The sequence below is a fragment of the Kitasatospora sp. HPM-01-4 genome (genome assembly GCF_051374625.1).
Classification (GTDB): domain Bacteria; phylum Actinomycetota; class Actinomycetes; order Streptomycetales; family Streptomycetaceae; genus Kitasatospora.
Map to the genome: position 1 here is coordinate 1,054,622 of NZ_JBPQGP010000005.1, position 17,085 is coordinate 1,071,706.

Annotated in this window: 13 protein-coding genes; 7 read left to right on the forward strand and 6 right to left on the reverse strand. The window is 71.8% G+C overall.

Annotated features, from left to right (window positions below; genetic code table 11):
* Positions 1-109: 109 nt before the first annotated feature.
* The 4 genes from ACSMTC_RS04345 (at position 110) to ACSMTC_RS04360 (ending at position 6,063) form a co-directional block, all read left to right on the forward strand.
* Complete coding sequence (locus tag ACSMTC_RS04345) at positions 110-1,753, forward strand: S53 family peptidase (protein ID WP_436558304.1); 1,644 nt, start codon at positions 110-112, stop codon at positions 1,751-1,753.
* Positions 1,754-1,925: 172 nt separating this feature from the next.
* Positions 1,926-3,443, forward strand: a complete 1,518-nt coding sequence (locus ACSMTC_RS04350; RefSeq protein ID WP_436558305.1) for a YfcC family protein — start codon at positions 1,926-1,928, stop codon at positions 3,441-3,443.
* A 281-nt stretch (positions 3,444-3,724) separates the two neighbouring features.
* Positions 3,725-4,936, forward strand: a complete 1,212-nt coding sequence (gene thrS / locus ACSMTC_RS04355) for a threonine--tRNA ligase (RefSeq protein WP_436558306.1) — start codon at positions 3,725-3,727, stop codon at positions 4,934-4,936.
* A 245-nt stretch (positions 4,937-5,181) separates the two neighbouring features.
* On the forward strand, positions 5,182-6,063 hold the full coding sequence (locus ACSMTC_RS04360; RefSeq protein WP_436558307.1) for a ribonuclease BN: 882 nt from the start codon (positions 5,182-5,184) through the stop codon (positions 6,061-6,063).
* A gap of 28 nt (positions 6,064-6,091) precedes the next feature.
* Here the strand turns inward: ACSMTC_RS04360 and ACSMTC_RS04365 are convergent, their stop codons facing one another.
* Positions 6,092-6,772, reverse strand: a complete 681-nt coding sequence (locus tag ACSMTC_RS04365) for a YoaK family protein (protein ID WP_436558308.1) — start codon at positions 6,770-6,772, stop codon at positions 6,092-6,094.
* 117 nt (positions 6,773-6,889) lie between these two features.
* Positions 6,890-8,095 (reverse strand): cytochrome P450 family protein, encoded by a 1,206-nt coding sequence (locus tag ACSMTC_RS04370; protein ID WP_436558309.1) that lies wholly within the window; start codon positions 8,093-8,095, stop codon positions 6,890-6,892.
* A gap of 94 nt (positions 8,096-8,189) precedes the next feature.
* Between ACSMTC_RS04370 and ACSMTC_RS04375 the strand changes: the two genes are divergently transcribed.
* Entirely contained in the window at positions 8,190-9,719 is a 1,530-nt protein-coding gene (locus tag ACSMTC_RS04375; RefSeq protein WP_436558310.1) for a helix-turn-helix domain-containing protein, read from the forward strand.
* 187 nt (positions 9,720-9,906) lie between these two features.
* Here ACSMTC_RS04375 and ACSMTC_RS04380 read toward each other — a convergent pair whose 3' ends face one another.
* Positions 9,907-10,383 carry a hypothetical protein gene (locus tag ACSMTC_RS04380; protein WP_436558311.1) on the reverse strand — a complete coding sequence of 159 codons (477 nt, stop codon included), beginning with the start codon at positions 10,381-10,383 and terminating at the stop codon, positions 9,907-9,909.
* Positions 10,384-10,561: 178 nt separating this feature from the next.
* Here ACSMTC_RS04380 and ACSMTC_RS04385 point away from each other — a divergent pair, with 178 nt between their 5' ends.
* Complete coding sequence (locus ACSMTC_RS04385) at positions 10,562-11,515, forward strand: pseudouridine synthase (protein ID WP_436558312.1); 954 nt, start codon at positions 10,562-10,564, stop codon at positions 11,513-11,515.
* Positions 11,516-11,737: 222 nt separating this feature from the next.
* Here ACSMTC_RS04385 and ACSMTC_RS04390 read toward each other — a convergent pair whose 3' ends face one another.
* The 3 genes from ACSMTC_RS04390 to ACSMTC_RS04400 form a co-directional block, all read right to left on the reverse strand.
* Positions 11,738-13,093: a DUF2254 domain-containing protein gene (locus tag ACSMTC_RS04390; protein ID WP_436558313.1), complete on the reverse strand. Its 1,356-nt coding sequence runs from the start codon at positions 13,091-13,093 to the stop codon at positions 11,738-11,740.
* Positions 13,094-13,211: 118 nt separating this feature from the next.
* Entirely contained in the window at positions 13,212-15,095 is a 1,884-nt protein-coding gene (locus tag ACSMTC_RS04395; protein ID WP_436558314.1) for an APC family permease, read from the reverse strand.
* Between the two features lie 356 nt (positions 15,096-15,451).
* Positions 15,452-15,772, reverse strand: coding sequence for an ArsR/SmtB family transcription factor (locus ACSMTC_RS04400; RefSeq protein ID WP_436558315.1), 321 nt, complete (start codon positions 15,770-15,772; stop codon positions 15,452-15,454).
* A gap of 100 nt (positions 15,773-15,872) precedes the next feature.
* Here ACSMTC_RS04400 and ACSMTC_RS04405 point away from each other — a divergent pair, with 100 nt between their 5' ends.
* Positions 15,873-17,075, forward strand: a complete 1,203-nt coding sequence (locus tag ACSMTC_RS04405; protein ID WP_436558316.1) for an MFS transporter — start codon at positions 15,873-15,875, stop codon at positions 17,073-17,075.
* Positions 17,076-17,085: the final 10 nt, after the last annotated feature.

Genomic DNA, 17,085 nt, shown 5'->3' on the forward strand with positions numbered 1-17,085 from the left:
TTTGACGACGGATCGACACTCCTACCGTTGAGGTCATCCACTTCGCGGCACCGTCCTCACCGACCCCGGCGGGGACGGTCCGGCGCACCCTCGTCCCAGGAGGACCTCAGTGAAGTCCCGACTCATGCCCCTCATCGGGCTGATCGCCGCACCGCTGCCGATCATCGCGCTCGCCGCCGTGCCGGCCTTCGCGGCGCCGGCCGCCGCCCAGCCGGTCGCGTTGAACGGGAGCGTCGTACCGGCGGTGAGCCACTCGACCCGGATCGGAGACGTCGCGGCGGACCAGCGGATAACCGTCGCGGTCAGCCTCAACCAGCGCGACGCGGCAGGCCTGGACGCCTTCCTGGCGCGGGTGACCGACCCGAAGTCGCCGGACTACCAGCACTATCTGACGGTCGACCAGTTCGCCGACCGGTTCGGCGCGACCCCGCAGACGGTGGCCGAGGTCTCCGCCTACCTGAAGTCCCAGGGCCTCGCCGTCGGCCAGGTCACCGCCAACCACCTCACCCTGGAGGCGACCGGGACCGCCGCGCAGGTGCAGAAGGCGTTCGGTACCAAGCTGGCGAACTTCCACGACGCCAGAAGCGACCGCGACTTCTACGCGAACACCGCCAACCCCGTGCTGCCCCCCGAGATCGCCGCCGCGGTGAGCGACGTCTCCGGGCTCAACAACTACGCCAGGTACCGGCACTTCAGCTCCGGCAAGCTCTCCCCCGAGGCCGCCGGCCACGCCCCGTCCGGCCTGAACCCGACCAAGGCCCGCAGCGCGTACAACCTCACCTCCGCGCTCGGCGCCGGCTACACCGGCAAGGGCCAGACGGTCGCGGTGGCGGAGTTCTCCGCCTTCCAGCAGTCGAACATCACCACCTACGACAAGTACTACGGCCTCACCTCGCCCACCCCGACCGTGGTCAGCGCCGGCGGCGGCACCACCGACCTGTCCGGCCAGGGCGAGGTCGAGCTGGACATCGAGGTGATCCACGCGCTGGCGCCCGGCGCCGCGGTCAAGGTCTACGAGGCGCCGAACAGCGACGCCGGCGAGATCGCCCTCTACTCCAAGCTGGTCAGCGACAAGGTCCCGGTCATCTCGATCAGCTGGGGCACCTACGAGGCGGGTGAGACGCCCGCCAACCGGGTCGCGGTGGACACCGACTTCAAGGAGGCCGCGGCCCAGGGCCAGTCGGTCTACGCCGCCTCCGGTGACAGCGGCTCCGACGACGCCGGCAACGGCGGCACCTCGGTGGACTTCCCGGCCTCCGACCCGTACGTCACGGGCACGGGCGGCAGCACGCTCTCCACCACCTCCTCGGGCGCCTGGAGCAAGGAGACCGCCTGGAGCGGCAGCGGCGGCGGGGTCTCCTCGTACTTCGCCACCCCGAGCTACCAGACCAAGGTGAACACCGGTGCCAAGCGCACGGTGCCGGACGTCGCCGCGGTCGCCGACCCCGCCACCGGCTGGGCGATCTACACCGGGGGCGGCTGGTACACCTACGGCGGCACCAGCGCGGCGGCACCCAACTGGGCCGCGTTCACCGCCGTCTACAACAGCGAGGCCAAGGCCAAGTCGAAGCCCGCCTTCGGCTTCGCCAACAGCACCATCTACTCGCTGGCCTCCTCCGCCAACTACGGCACCGCCTTCCACGACGTCACCAGCGGCTCCAACGGCGCCTACAGCGCGGCCAAGGGCTACGACAAGGTGACCGGCTGGGGCACCTACAACGGCGCGGGCTTCCTCAAGGCCAAGCTCGGCTGACCGGTACACCCACGGCGAAGGGGTCGGGCCACCGCCCGGCCCCTTCGCCGTGTCCGCCCGCGGGTGATCCGCTCCGGCCCGTACGGCCCAGCAGCGGCGGCGCCGCGCCGACTCCACCGCGCATGGTGCTGGGAGGACAGCACCGAACCGAGAGCAGTGAGGAGCCGGTCGCATGGGACCTCCCGAGCCGCCGCGGGCGGGGAAGAGGCGCCGGTTCACCTTTCCGAGCGCGCTCACCGTCCTGGTGCTGGTCACCGTCGCGGTCTGGGCACTGGCCTTCCTGATCCCGCCCGGCGAGTACCGGCGCACCGCGGACGGCACCCCGATCCAGGGGACGTACCACCGGGTCGCCGCGGGGCTGGGCCTCACCGGCCGGGTGAAGCAGCTGTTCCTCTCCCCCGTCAACGGTCTCTACGGCATCCGCGACCCGCACACCGGCCTGGTCGGCCCGACGCTCAGCGGGACGCTCTACGGCAGCGCGGGAGTGTTCCTCTTCGTGCTCGCCATCGGCGCGTTCATCACGGTGGTCTTCGCGACCGGCGCACTGGACCGGGGTATCGAGCGCCTGGCGCACACTCTGCGCGACCGGGGTGCGCTGCTGATCGCCGGGATCATGGTGGTCTTCTCGGTCCTGGGCACGGTCGAGGGCTTCGCGGAGGAGACCCTCGGCTTCTACGGACTGATCGTGCCGCTGATACTGGCCCTCGGCTACGACCGGCTGGTGGCGACCGGCACGATCATCCTCGGAGCGGGCATCGGCGTGCTCTGCTCGACCGTCAACCCGTTCGCCACCGGCGTCGCGTCCTCCGCCGCCGATGTCTCGCTCGGCGACGGGCTCGCCCTGCGCTTCGCGATGTGGCTGGTGCTCACGGCCGTCACGGTCGGGTACGTGATCCGCTACGGCCGCCTGGTGCGCCGGAACCCGGACCGTTCCATCGTCGGGTTCCTGCCCGGCGACCGGGAGCACGCCGCCGTCGCGAGGACCGGCGCGGCCCCGGAACTGACCTCGCTGCACAGGGCGGTGCTGGTACTGGTCGGGCTGGTCTTCGCGTTCATGATCTTCTCGGTGGTGCCCTGGTCCGGCGCGCTCACCGGGAGGGCGGACGCACCCCCCTACCGCTGGGAGCTGGACTGGTCCTTCGCCGAGCTGGCTGCGCTGTTCCTGGTGGCCTCGGTGCTGGTCGGACTGGTCGGACGGATGGGCGAACAGCGGCTCAGCGCCACCGTCGTGCAGGGCGCCGCCGAGTTCATCGCGCCCGCGCTGGTCATCGTGCTGGCTCGCGGGGTCACCGTGATCATGAACAACGCCAGGGTGACCGACACCGTGCTGCACTCCATCGAGGGTGTGATCGCGGGCAGCTCGTCCATCGTGTTCGCGGTCATGGTCTTCGTGGTGAACCTGCCGCTGGCCTTCCTGATCCCCTCGACCTCGGGTCACGCCACGCTGGCCATGCCGATCCTCGCGCCGCTCGCCGACTTCGCCGGGGTCTCGCGCGCGGTGGTCGTCACCGCCTGGCAGTCGGCGAGCGGTCTGATGAACCTGTGGGTGCCGACCACCGCCGTCACCATCGGCGGGGTCTCCCTGGCCAAGGTCCGCTACGACCGGTACCTGCGGTTCGTCTGGCCGCTGCTGGCGCTGCTGTCCGTGCTGATCTGCCTCTTCGTCGGTTTCGGCGCGGCGGTCGGCTGAGACCGGTGCCGGATCCATGCGACTCCCCGGCACACCGCGACCGCACGGGTGGAACGCCCGGCCGCCAAAGTGCGTGCGGACCGAACACCGTTGTGCCCGCGCCATGACCGCTGCTAGCGTTGATCGCATGAAGCGCGCTGCGAACGTCACGACGACGCCGGACACAGTCCCGGCGCGCTGATCCGTGTTCGCATCACGAAGCCCCGGGGCGAGTGCCCCGGGGCTTCGTCGTGTGGCTCCCTTGGTCGCCCGCCCCGCCCGACCGCAGGGAGACCACCCCCATGCACGACCACCGCAGGCTCGGCCGCGAGCTCGACCTCTTCGACACCGACCCGCTGATCGGCTCCGGACTGCCCTACTGGCTGCCCGCGGGCGCCGACGTCCGGCACGGCCTGGAGGAGTACATCCGCGAGGTGGAGCGCCGGGCGGGCTACCGCCACGTCTACTCGCCCGTCCTCGGCAAGCGCGAGCTGTACGAGATCTCGGGCCACTGGTCGCACTACAGCGAGGACATGTTCCCGCCGATGGACCTGGGCGGTGAGCAGCTGGTGCTGCGGCCCAGCCTCTGTCCGCACCACGCGCTGATCTTCCGCTCCAGGTCCCGCAGCTACCGTGAACTCCCCTTGCGGATGGCGGAGTTGGGTGGGATGTACCGCTCGGAGCTGTCGGGGGTGCTGGCCGGGCTGACCCGGGTGCGGGCGATCCAGCTGAACGACGCGCACGTCTTCTGCACCATCGACCAGGTCGCCGACGAGGCGCGGGCCGCCCTGGAGCTGATCCGGCGGGCGTACCGGGCACTGGGGATCACCCCGGCCCGGATCCGGCTGTCGCTGCCGGGCGAGGGCGGGAAGTACGTGGCCGCGCCCGAGCTGTGGGAGCGCTCGACCGCGCTGCTGATCGAGGTACTGGAGAGCTCGGGCCTCGCATACGAGGCGGTGGCGGGCGAGGCCGCCTTCTACGGTCCCAAGATCGACGTGCAGATCGCGGACGGGGCCGGCCGGGAGTCGACCCTCTCCACCATCCAGGTCGACTTCCACCAGCCGGAGCGGTTCGGCCTGGGCTACATCGGCCCGGACGGTTCGCGGCACCGTCCGGTAATGGTCCATCGGGCGATCATCGGCAGTGTCGAACGGGCCGTCGCCCACCTCATCGAGCTGCACGGGGGCGCCTTCCCGGCCTGGCTGGCACCGGTGCAGCTGGTGGCGCTGCCGGTCTCGGCCGACGAGGTTCCGGCGGCCGCGGCCTTCGTGGAGCACTGCCTGGACCGGGGGCTGCGCGCCGAGCTGGCCGATCCCGAGCAGGGCAGCCTGGGCGCCCGGATCCGGTCCGCCCGCCTGGTCCCGTACCAGGCCGTCATCGGCGCCCGTGAGGCCGCCGCGGACCAGGTCGCGCTGCGCCTGCGGGACGGCCGCCGGATCGACCCGCTCGCGGTCGCCGAAGTCCTCGGCCGTATCGGCGAGTTGGTCACCGACCGCAGTCTCGACCTGTGGTGACCGGCCGCCTGCGGTGCGGTGCGGCGGGCCGTCACCGGACGGCCGGTGACGCAGGCCGCCCCCGGGCGGAGTCGCGGAACCCGCCGCCCGGGCAGGCGCCGCTTCGACCGCCCGGTCGACCGCCGCGCCGTCCGCGGGGGCAGCCGGTGCGGTGACGCGCGGTCAGGCCGTCACCGGCCGGCCGTGTCCGGGCGGGCCCGGGCCGGTGCCGGATGAGAGCCTGGGAGCGGAGGTGATCGGTGACCATGACCGGAGCACCCGAGCGCCCGGTCGGGCCCGGCCCCCAGGGCGGCCGGCCGACCGGGGCGAGCGCACTCACCGGGCCCCTGCCCCCGCACGGACGGTTCCGGATCGCGGTCCACCGCGTCTGGCGCCACGGGCGCGAGCTGGAACTGATGCACCGGGCCATGGGCTTCGCGGCGCTCGGCTTCGTCACCCTGGTCCCGCTGCTGATCGTGGTCGCCGCCGCCTCCCCCGTGCACGGTGCGGGGTTCGCCGGCTGGGTGGTGAACGGCCTCGGGCTCTCCGGCCGCTCCGCGCAGGAGGTCCGGGACCTGTTCTCCTCGCCGACCCAGGCGCTCAGCACCACCACCGGGCTCAGCCTCGCGGTCGCCAGCGTCTTCGGCATCTCGTTCATGGCGGCCGTGCAGACCGGCTACGAGCGGGTCTGGCGCCTGCCCCCGGCCGCCTGGCACTCCGTCTGGCGGCAGGCGATCGGGCTGGCCGGACTGGTCGGCTTCCTGCTCGTCGCCTCCTGGTCCAGGGAGCCCTGGCAGTCCAGCCCGGTCCAGCCCGCACTCCGGCTGACGACCGCGCTCGGCGGCGGGGTGCTGTTCTTCTGGTGGACCAAGTGGCTGCTGCTCGGCGGCCGGGTGCCGTGGCGGGCGCTCTTCCCCGGCTCGGCACTGACGGTCCTGGCCCTGGTCGGACTGCGGTTCTTCTCCCAGATGGTCTTCCGTCCGCTGATCATCTCCAACGCGCTCTCCTACGGTGTGATCGGCACCGTGCTGGTGGTGCAGTCCTGGCTGGTCGGGGTCGGCTTCACGGTCTTCGCGGGCGCCCTGGCCGGCCATGCCTTCTGGGAGCACCGGCAGCACCGGAAGGAGCAGACCGAGCCGGAGGAGTGAGCACCGGCCGCCTCGCACCCGAGGAGCTCTACCGCGCGATGAGCTCGCCGCGGGCGACGTAGCCGGCGGCCACCAGCGTGACGGTGGCGGCGCTCATCAGCAGCGGCAGGGCCACCCCGAGGTGCAGGTAGCACCAGGCGCCGACGAAGGCTCCGCCCGCCATCGCGGCCGCCGCACCGGCCCGGCGCCGGGCACGGGCGCCCGTGCCTCCGGCCGGCGGCGAGTCGGCCGCCAGACCCGTGAGCGTCGTGGTGAGCACGGTGGTGGTCAGGTCGGCGACCCCCGTCCGGCGGACCGAGGCGTTGCGGATGCCCATGGCCACCGCGAGTACGGCGATCACCGCAAAGCGGCCTGCCGCGCCCGGGACCAGGGCCGCCACGGTGGCCGCCAGGCCGGTCAGGGCCGCCTCCGCCACCAGCGCTCCGCCGAACCACCGGTGCACGGGGCGGGAGTTCATCGCCACCGCGTACCGTCCCGCCGCCACGGCGCCGGTGAGGAAGCCCGCGAGCGAGGTCAGCGAGGCGGCGGCGGAGAAGCCCGGGGCGCCCGCCGCCGCGAAACCCACCACGACCACGTTGCCGGTCATGTTGGCCGTGAAGACCCTGCCGAGTCCCAGGAAGCTGACCGCGTCGAGGAAGCCGCTGACCACGGTCAGGACCATGAGTACGGCGGGGAGCATCTCCCTGGCACCGGCCGACTCGTCGCTCATCCCGTCATGTTCGCAGCGGCGCTTGTGAGTTGGGCCTCAAGCCGACCCCGGCGTGTCGGCCGCCCGACCGGACCGGCGGCGTCCTGGTCCGCCAGGCGACCGGTCGGGCACGGGAGTTCAGAACCGCACCGGGAGGGCCAGCAGCCCCCGGGCCCGGATCGAGGGCCGTCGGCGCACGGTCTCGCGCGGGATGTCCAGGGCCAGGTCGGGGAAGCGGCGCAGCAGGGTGGCGATGGCGATGCCGGTCTCCATCCGGGCCAGGGGCGCTCCGACGCAGTAGTGGATGCCGTGGCCGAGCGAGAGGTGGGCGCTGTCGCGGCGGTGCAGGTCGAGCCGGTCGGGCTGCTCGTAGTGGCCGGGGTCGCGGTTGGCGGAGCCGAGGGAGAGCAGGACGGTCTCCCCGGCGGGGATGGTGACGTCGCCGATGATGAGGTCCTCCAGCGGGAAGCGGCGGATCGCCAAGGGCGCGGGGGTGTCGTAGCGAGTGAGCTCCTCGACGGCGGCGGGGAGCAGCGCGGGGTCGCGGCGCAGTTCGGCGAGCTGCTCGGGGTGGTCGAGCAGGGCGAGGACGCTGTTGCCGATGAGCTGGACGGTGTTCTCGTAGCCCGCGAAGAGGATCAGGAAGGCGAGCGAGGTGAGCTCGTCCTCGCTCAGGCGGTCGCCCTCGTCCCGGGCGGTGATCATCGCGGAGAGCAGGTCCTCGCCGGGTTCGGCGCGCTTGCGCGCGATGAGCCGGGTGAGGAACTCCAGCATGTCGGCGAGGGCCGCCCTGGCCCGCTCGGGACGGGCGGGGTCGGGGGTGATGACGGCGTCGGTCCAGGCGCGGAAGTCACGCCGGTCCTCGGGGCGGACGCCGAGCAGGTCGCAGATGACGGCGATCGGGAAGGGGCCAGCGTAGTCGGCGACGAGGTCGGCGCGGCCGAGGGGTGCGATCCGGTCGAGCAGGTCGTCGGCGGTCCGCTGGATGGGGGCGCGCAGTCGCTCGACACGCCGGGGTGTGAACGCCTGGGAGACCAGACGGCGGATCCGGGTGTGGTCGGGCGGGTCCATGTTGAGCAGGTTGGCGTCCAGGGTCGGCGGCAGGGCGAGGCCACGGTAGTTGCCGGGGAGGGCGTTGCGCTTGTCGATCGAGAGCCTCGGGTCGGCGAGCAGTTCTCTGACGTCCTGGTACCTGGTGACCAGCCAGAACGGCAGCCCGTCGGGGCCGGTGATCCGCTGCACCGGGGCGGTCGCGCGGAGTGCGGCGTAGCCGCCGTACAGGTCCTGGAGCAGTTCGGTGACACCGACGGTGGCCGGTGCGGGCTCGGGAAGGGTGGTCGCCATGGGGGTCAGCCTAGAGGCCGCGCGGCCGTGTTCCGATCTGACCCGAAGCCACCCCGAGTCGGTCTTATCTCAGATATGAGATATGGTCTGCCGTGTGACCGACGACTACCTCATGCGCATCGGCAAGCTCATCCGTGACGCCCGTCAGCACCGGGGCCTGACACAGGCCCAGCTCGGCGAGGCCCTGGGCACCAGTCAGAGTGCGGTGAACCGGATCGAGCAGGGCAAGCAGAACATCAGCCTGGAGATGATCGCCCGCATCGGCGAGGCCCTGGACAGCGAGATCGTCTCGCTCGGCTACGCGGGTCCGATGCACCTGCGGGTGGCCGGCGGCACCCGGCTGTCGGGTGCCATCGACGTCCGGACCAGCAAGAACGCCTGTGTCGCACTGCTCTGCGCCTCGCTGCTGACCACCGGTCGGACCACCCTCCGACAGGTCGCCAGGATCGAGGAGGTGTATCGCATCCTTGACGTTCTGACCAGCATCGGTGTCAAGGTCCGCTGGCTGAACGACGGCCGCGACCTGGAGCTGACCCCGCCCGCCGAGCTGGACCTGGCCGCGATGGACGTCGCGGCCGCCCGGCGGACCCGCAGCGTGCTGATGTTCCTCGGCCCGCTGATGCACCGCGCCGAGCGCTTCGAGATCCCGTACGCCGGCGGCTGCGAGCTCGGCACCCGTACGGTCGAGCCGCATCTGACCGCACTGCGCCGGTTCGGCCTGGAGGTGGCCACCACGGGCGGCAGCTACCACGCGAGCGTCTCGCCGGACGCCTCGCCGGACCGGCCGATCGTTCTGACCGAGCGCGGCGACACCGTGACCGAGAACGCCCTGCTGGCCGCCGCCCGGCACGACGGGGTCAGTGTGATCCGCAACGCCAGCCCCAACTACATGGTCCAGGACCTGTGCTTCTTCCTGGAGCGGCTGGGTGTGCGGATCGAGGGCATCGGCACCACCACCCTCACCGTGCACGGCAAGCCCGAGATCACCTGTGACGTCGACTACGCCCCCGCCGAGGACCCGGTCGAGGCGATGAGCCTGCTGGCCGCCGCCGTGGTGACCTCCTCCGAGCTGACGATCCGCCGGGTGCCGGTCGAGTTCCTGGAGATCGAACTCGCCGTGCTGGAGCAGATGGGCCTGGACTACGACCGCAGCCCCGAGTACGCCGCGCTCAACGGCCGCACCCGGCTGACGGATCTGACCGTGCGCCCCTCCAAGCTCACCGCGCCGATCGACAAGATCCACCCGATGCCCTTCCCCGGCATCAACATCGACAACATCCCGTTCTTCGCCGTGATCGCCGCCGCCGCCCACGGCACCACGCTGATCCACGACTGGGTCTACGACAACCGCGCCATCTACCTCACCGAGCTGGGCCGCCTCGGCGCCGACGTCAAGCTGCTGGACCCGCACCGGGTGCTGGTCCAGGGGCCGACCCGCTGGCGGGCGGCCGAGATGATGTGCCCGCCCGCACTGCGGCCGGCGGTGGTGATCCTGCTCGCGATGCTGGCGGCCGAGGGCACCTCCGTGCTGCGCAACGTGTACGTCATCAACCGCGGCTACGAGGACCTGGCGGAGCGGCTTAACTCGATCGGCGCCAAGATCGAGACCTTCCGCGACATCTGAGTAGGCAACGCCTGAGTCCGGCGACCGAGCGCGCGACAGCCGAGCCCGCGGCCTCCGGGCGCACGGCGGCTGCCGACGGGGATCCGGCCAGCCGGTCCGGAAATCCGGAAACCGAAACGTCGGCCTTCGCACCCGAATCAACCGGGAGCGAAGGCCGACGTTTGGTTACCGACGCGGGGAGTCGACGTCAGTCTCCGGTGTTGGTGGCCCAGACCGGACGGTTGTTGTGGTCGTAGACGACGACGTTGCCGTCGTCCTGCACGGAGAGGTAGGCGCCCCGGTGCCAGGTGCCCGAAGCCCAGAGCGCGTGGCCGCCCGCGTCGTAGAGCACGAAGTTGCCGTCCTCCTGCATCACCGCGGCGTTGCCGTTCGGCCAGGCGTTGGGGGCCTGCCAGGCCGGCCGGCCGTCCTTGTACAGCACGAAGTTGCCGTCCTCCTGGACACGGAGGACCGTCCGACCGTTCCCGGAGGTCCACGCCTGGTTCTTGTACAGCGTGGCCGGCGGGTAGAAGTGGGAATCGCTCCTGACACTCTTGGTCGCGCTCGCGGTGTGGCCGGTGGTGGCGGAGGGCGCGGCAGCGTACGCACTGCCGGCCAGCACACCGCCGACGGCCAGTGCGGTGCTGGCGAGCGCGACGGAGAAGTAATTCCGGAACTTGGTCACCGTGTTTCCTTCCATGAGAAGCAGGGCGGGACAATTAAATATCCACTCAGATCGACCACGCAATACCTTTTCCGGCATGCCGAAATAGTCTTATTTACATTCGCAAGTAGGTGTTCAATCGGACTGCTATTTGAAGGGGTTCGCCCGTACGTCCGGCCGACCGCTACGCTGACCCGCGATGAGACGCAAGACCAAGGTGCCGCCCGCACCCCTGCCGCAACGGCTGGGCATCGACCCGGTCCGCCTCCGCCTGCCCATGGAACGCGGGTGGGCCACCGTGCGCGACCACCTGGTCGACCGGCTGCCGGTGCCGGCGTCGGTGATCGACGGCATGCTCGGCGAGGGCGCCGTGGTCGGGACGGACGGGCCTATCGCGCCCGATGCACCGTACGTCCCGGGTGCGTTCCTCTGGTACCACCGCGACTTCCCCGACGAGACCCCGGTGCCGTTCCCGATCACGGTGCTGCACCGCGACGAGAACCTGGTGATCGCCGACAAGCCGCACTTCATGGCGATGGCACCGCGCGGGCAGCACGTCACCCAGAGCGCGCTCGCCCGGCTGCGCCGGGAGCTCGACCTGCCCACGCTCAGCCCCGCTCACCGGCTCGACCGGCTGACCGCGGGGCTCGCCATGTTCATCATCCGGCCCGAACACCGGGCCGCGTACCAGGGGCTGTTCCAGGAGCGGCGGGTGCACAAGGAGTACGAGGCCGTCGCACCCTACGAGCCGGCGCTCGACCTGCCCCGCACGGTGAGCAGCCGGATCATCAAGGAGCACGGTGTCCTGGCCGCCCAGGAGGTGCCGGGGCCGCCCAACAGCGAGAGCCGGATCGAACTGGTCGAGACCCGGGGTGCGCTCGGCCGCTACCGGCTCACCCCGGTGACCGGCCGCACCCACCAGCTGCGGGTGCACATGTGCAGCCTCGGTGTGCCGATCCTGTCCGACCCGCTCTACCCGGAAGTCGTCCCCGGCATAGCCCTGGACGACTTCCGGGCCCCGCTGCAACTGCTGGCGCGGACCTTGGAGTTCACCGACCCGCTGACCGGGCGGCAGCACAGCTTCCGCAGTCGGCGCACCCTGGAGAGCTGGCCCGCCCCTCCCGCCGGTCCGGCCGACCGGGTGGCCGGCTGAGCGGGCCGGCGTCGGTGCCGGTGCCCGTGGTCCGGCGCCGGTGACCGCGAGCCGCGGTCAGGAACGCGGCGGCAGGTCCTCGGCGAACTCGGTCAGCAGGGCGGCGAACCTCTCCGATGCCTCCTCCTGCGGCGAGTGGCGGCCCCGCACGGCGCATGTGGCACGGCCGCACGGCAGGCAGCGCACACCCCGGCCGGTACGCGACCGCCCCGGCACCAGGGGTCAGTACCCGGCGACGACGGCCGTGTGAGCCGCCAGGACGGCCAGGTAGCGGCGGTGGACGTCCGCGCGGTCGGCCGGTTCCGTGACGGTCTCCGTGTTCAGCCGGTCGATCATCTCGGCCTGTTCCAGGAGGACCCGGCGCTGCTCCTGGGTGGTGGTCTCCGTCATGATCTGCGCGAGGGCGTCGAGCTGCCGGATCAGCACCGCCGGCATGCCGTGGCCCGCCTGGCGGATCTTCTCGAAGGAGCGCTGGACCAGGCGCTCGTAGCTCACCGGCACCGCCATCACCCTGATGTGCCCGGCCTCGTCCCGGTGCACCGGGTTGGGCTGCCAGCCGGCCGCGATCCGGCACAGGCCCTCACCGAGCCAGTCGACGCAGGTCAGTGCGGTGAAGGTGTCGTTCACCGCGGTCGACAGCGCCCGGATGGCGATCTCGACGAGCTGGTCGACCGCGAAGGATATGTCCTGGGCGAGGGTGCGGGACGGGCCGGTGATGTGGGCCCGGGCGAAGCTGCGGGCCACTTCGGGGGCCGCCTCGGCGGGCCACACCGTGGCCAGCGGGTGCCCCTGCACCAGGAAGTGCCCCGGTCGGTGGTCCAGCCGGATGACGGCGTCGAGCTCGGTGGCGATGCCCACCAGCGTGCGGTGCCGGATGAACTGCAGATAGCCGCTGGCCGGCGCGGGCACCGCAGCTCCCGAGGCGTCCAGCCGGGCGTGCAGCTCGGCCGCCGACGGTCCGCGCTCGACCTCGCCCTCCCACTCCGGCTCACCCGCGCCGGCCTCGATCGCCTCGGACAGCTCGGCCGCGATGCTCGCGATGACGTGCGGGAGCTGGATGGAGGTGGCGATGTGGTGGATGAAGTAGATCAGGACCGCCAGGTCGGCCAGCACCAGCACCATGCACACGGTGATGGACAGGTGCGGCACGAAGTCGCCGTGCGCGCCGGGTCCGATGGCCACCAGCGAGAGGATCGCGTAGACGAACGTCCCGACGAAGGTGCCCAGGGTCAGCTGTGTGGTGCGGTCGCGGATGAAGGTGCGCAGCATCCGCGGTCCGAACTGGGTGGAGGCCAGCGTCAGCGTCACGATCATGATCGAGAACACCACGCCGACCACGGTGATCAGGGCCGCGGCGATGGCGGCGAGGATCTGCCGGGCCGCGTCGGCCGTTCCGCTGATCACCCAGGGCGGCAGGGACAGGGCACCCCGGTACGCCGCCCGGTCCAGGTACCAGGTGCCGAGGAAGAGGCCGCCGGCGAGCACGACCTCCAGTGTCGGCACGACCCACAGATTGGTCCGCAGCGCCTCTCTGCGCCACTGCGACTCCAGGTGGACCCAGCGGATCACATCGCCCACCACCAGTCCCCGACCAGGCCCGGCTGATTGCCTCCACCCTAGCGTCCGGGCCCGGGCGGCGCCGTCCGGGCGCCGGAGCGCCCGGACGGCTCACAGGAGGGGACGGCGGCTCGCCGGGTCAGCCGACGTGGACGCGGGGGCGGCGGTTGCGGTCGGGTTCGGCCTCGCGGAGCACCTCGCGGGTGACCGGGGCCACCTCACCCTGACCGAACAGGAAGAACCGCAGGAACTGGGCGAACGGGTTCCCCTCGGTCCACTCGAAGTACATGTGCGGCTGCTGGCCGGTGAGGTCCCGCACGTGCAGCAGCAGGGCCGCCAGGGCGTTGGGGACGCTGGAGCTCTCCAGGGCCAGCACGCGGTAGCGGTCGTGCAGCACCTCGCCGCGCACCTTCAGTTCGGCCTCGAAGTCGGACGGGTCCCGGACGGTGACCTCCACGAAGACCAGGTCGTCCTCGGCCGGGATGTCGTTGTCCGCGCGGATCTGGCGGAGCTTGTCGCGGTACTCCGCCATGTCGCGGCTGTTGGGCTCGTTGGCGATCAGCCGGATCGTCCGGTGCGAGCAGTCCCGTACGAAGCGCTCCGCGGTGTCGTCGAAGTCGACGTGGGTGACCCGGAGTTCGAAGGCGCGGGCCAGCCGGGAGAGCAGGGAGACCAGTATGATCCCGGCGATGAAGCAGGCGCCGATCTTCACACCGTCGGGGCGCTCGGCGACGTTGATCGCCGTCGTGTAGACGAAGACCAGCGAGATGACCGCGAACGCCACCGTCCAGCCGCGCTGGCCGGCCCGCCTGGCGGCGATGGTCACGGCGATGGCGGCCGAGCTGATCAGTACCAGGACACCGGTGGCGTAGGCGCCGCCCTGGGCGTCCACGTTGGCGTCGAAGATCCAGGTCACCAGGAAGGCGACGGCGGTGAGGACCAGCACCATCGGGCGCACCGCGCGGGCCCAGTGCGGGGCCATGCCGTAGCGCGGCAGGTAGCGGGGCATCAGGTTCAGCAGGCCGGCCATGGCCGAGGCGCCGGCGAACCAGAGGATGGCGATGGTGGAGAGGTCGTAGATGCTGCCGAACGCCCCGCCGAGGTACTGGTGGGCCAGGTAGGCCAGGGCACGCCCGTTGGCCTTGCCGCCGGCCTGGAACTCGTCGGCCGGGATGAGCAGGGTGGTGATGAAGCTGGTGGTGATCAGGAAGACGCTCATGATGACCGCCGCCGTGGTCAGCAGCTTGCGGGCGCCGCGGATCCGCCCGGTGGGCCGGTCCTCGGTGTCGTCGGGATCGCCCTCGATGTGCGGCATGACCGCCACACCGGTCTCGAAGCCGGACAGGCCCAGGGCCAGCTTCGGGAAGACCACCAGGGCCACCCCGACCATGAGCACCGGGTTGCCGTGCTGGGCGGTCAGCGCGTTCGACCAGTCCGTGATCACGTGCGGCGCGGCGATGACGTGGTACAGGCCCACCGCCACGACGACGACGTTCAGGGCGAGGTACGCCCCGACCAGGGCCACCGCCAGCCCGATCGCCTCGGTGAAGCCCTTGAGGAACACTCCGCCGAGCAGGGCGATCAGCAGCACGGTGATGAGCACCTGGTGGCCGTGCAGGGTGCTGGTCAGATGCGGGTTCTCCACCAGGTGGGCGGTGGCGTCGGCGGCCGACAGCGTGATGGTGATCAGGAAGTCGGTCGCGGCGAAGCCGAGCAGCGTCAGGACGAACAGCTTGCCCTTCCAGAACGACAGCAGCCGCTCCAGCATGGCGATGGAACCCTCGCCGTGCGGGCTCTCCTGCGCCACCCGCCGGTACACCGGGAGCGCGCCGAACAGGGTCACCAGTACCAGGACGATGGTCGCCACGGGGGACAGCAGGCCGGCCGCCAGCGCCGCGATGCCCGGCTGGTAGCCGAGCGTCGAGAAGTAGTCCAGGCCGGTCAGGCACATGACCTTCCACCAGCGCTGGCCCTTGTGGGCGGCGGGGGCCTGGGCGTGCGGCCCAGGATGGTGCTTGGCCATGTCGGACAGGCCTTCCAGCAACCACGCGCGCAAGCGCTGCCGCGCCGACGGCGCGGAGTCAGGACCGACCGGGGCTGGGGTGACCACCGTGTACTCCCGTACCTGTTCAAAGATCTTCCCGCCGGACAGACGGTCAGGTCAGAGTATGCGACCACCGATCGGATCCCCGGTAGTCGAAAGCCACTCCGGCTTCCTCGGCGGACGCGCTCCGGGAGCTCCCACGGAAGCGTCGGTACTCGAACGGCCTTTCGTTGTCGCGGCCTTAACGGCAGGACGAACACGACCTGACGACTTGGTCACAATCGCCGGAGCCCACCGCTCCACGGGGCCGCCCGGCCGAGGCTCCGGCCGTCGGCTCAGCCGCCGAGGGAGCCGAGCAGCGCGTCCAGCAGGCCGGGGAAGCGGGCGTCGAGGTCGTCGCGGCGCAGGCGGACGAAGCGGTTGCGGCCGGCGGTCCTGGTGGTGGTGACGCCCGCTTCGCGCAGTACGCGCATGTGGTGCGAGACGGTCGACTTGTGGAGCTGGTCGAGGCCGAGCCCCCGGGGGTCGCAGGTGTGCTCGGCGCCGTCGGCGTAGATGGCGAGCAACTGCAGCCGGACCGGATCGCCCAGGGCGTGCAGCACCCTGACGAGTTCGATGTCCGCGGTCTCGGGCTGCGGCAGCCGCTCGTCCGCCATGGCGCTCCTCCTTCAGGACAACTGTTTGACAATCATCCACCAGTTCATATTGTTTGACGAGTATCAAACGATTGCCCGCACCAACTCCGGGAGGGAACCCGTGCGCTTTCGCCTGCTCCTGCTGGCCCTCGGCACCTTTGCCGTCGGCACCGACTCGATGGTGATGGCCGGGATACTCGGCCGTGTCTCCGACGACCTGGGGGTCTCCGTCTCGGCGGCGGGCCAGCTGGTCACCGTCTTCGCGCTGACCTACGCCCTGCTGGCGCCCGTGCTCGCCACGCTCACCGCCCGCTGGCCGCGCCGCCGGCTGCTGCTCACCGCGCTGACCGTGTTCACCGCGGCCAACGCGCTCAGCGCGCTCGCCCCGACCTACGGACTCCTGCTGGCCACCCGGGTGCTGGCCGCCGCCGGAGCCGCGCTCTACACCCCGACCGCCAACGCCGTCGCCACCGCCATCGTCCCGCCCGAGCGCCGGGGGCGGGCACTGGCCACGGTGCTGGGCGGCATGACGGTCGCCACCGCGCTCGGCGTTCCCCTGGGCACCTGGGTCGGGCGGGGGGACTGGCGGCTGACCATGTGGCTCGTCGTCGCCCTGGGCGTCGCGGCGCTCACCGGGCTCGCACTGATGCTGCGCGGCCTGCCCGCCCCCGCCGCCGCGGCACCCGGCCTCAGGGCCCGGCTCGCGCCGCTCGGCGACCGCCGTGTCCTGGGCGCCGCCGCCACCACCCTGGTCTTCTTCCTCGCCTTCCAGTCCGTCTACATCTACCTCGCCACCGCCGTTCGCCCGGCCACCGGCGGCGATCCGGACCGGCTCAGCCTGATCCTGTTCGCGACGGGCCTGGCGTCGGTCGCCGGCAGCTGGCTCGGCGGCAGGCTGGTGGACCGGCTCGGCGTGCGCCGGGTGCTGCTCACCGGGAGTGCGATCGCCGCCGTCGCCTTCGCGGCGCTGCCCTGGCTCGCCGCCACCATGCCGGGGGCACTGGCCTACGCGGTCGTGACACCGCTCGCGGGCTGGGCGGTCTCGGTCGCCCTCCCCCACCGGCTCGCCTCCGTCGACCCCGCCAACGCTCCCCTGCTCATCTCGCTCAACAGCAGCTCGCTCTACCTCGGTACGGCCGCGGGCGGCGCCGCGGGCAGCGCCTTCATCGCCTTCCTCGGCGAACGCTGGTTCCCGCTCGGGGCCGTCGTCCTGGCCCTCGGCGCCACGGTGACCGCCGCGGCCACCACCAGGACCCGGCCGGCACCGCCCGATTCCACCGAGGCCCCCGCGAGCGAACCGCACAGGATCGCCGCCCGCGCCTGAACCCCGCACC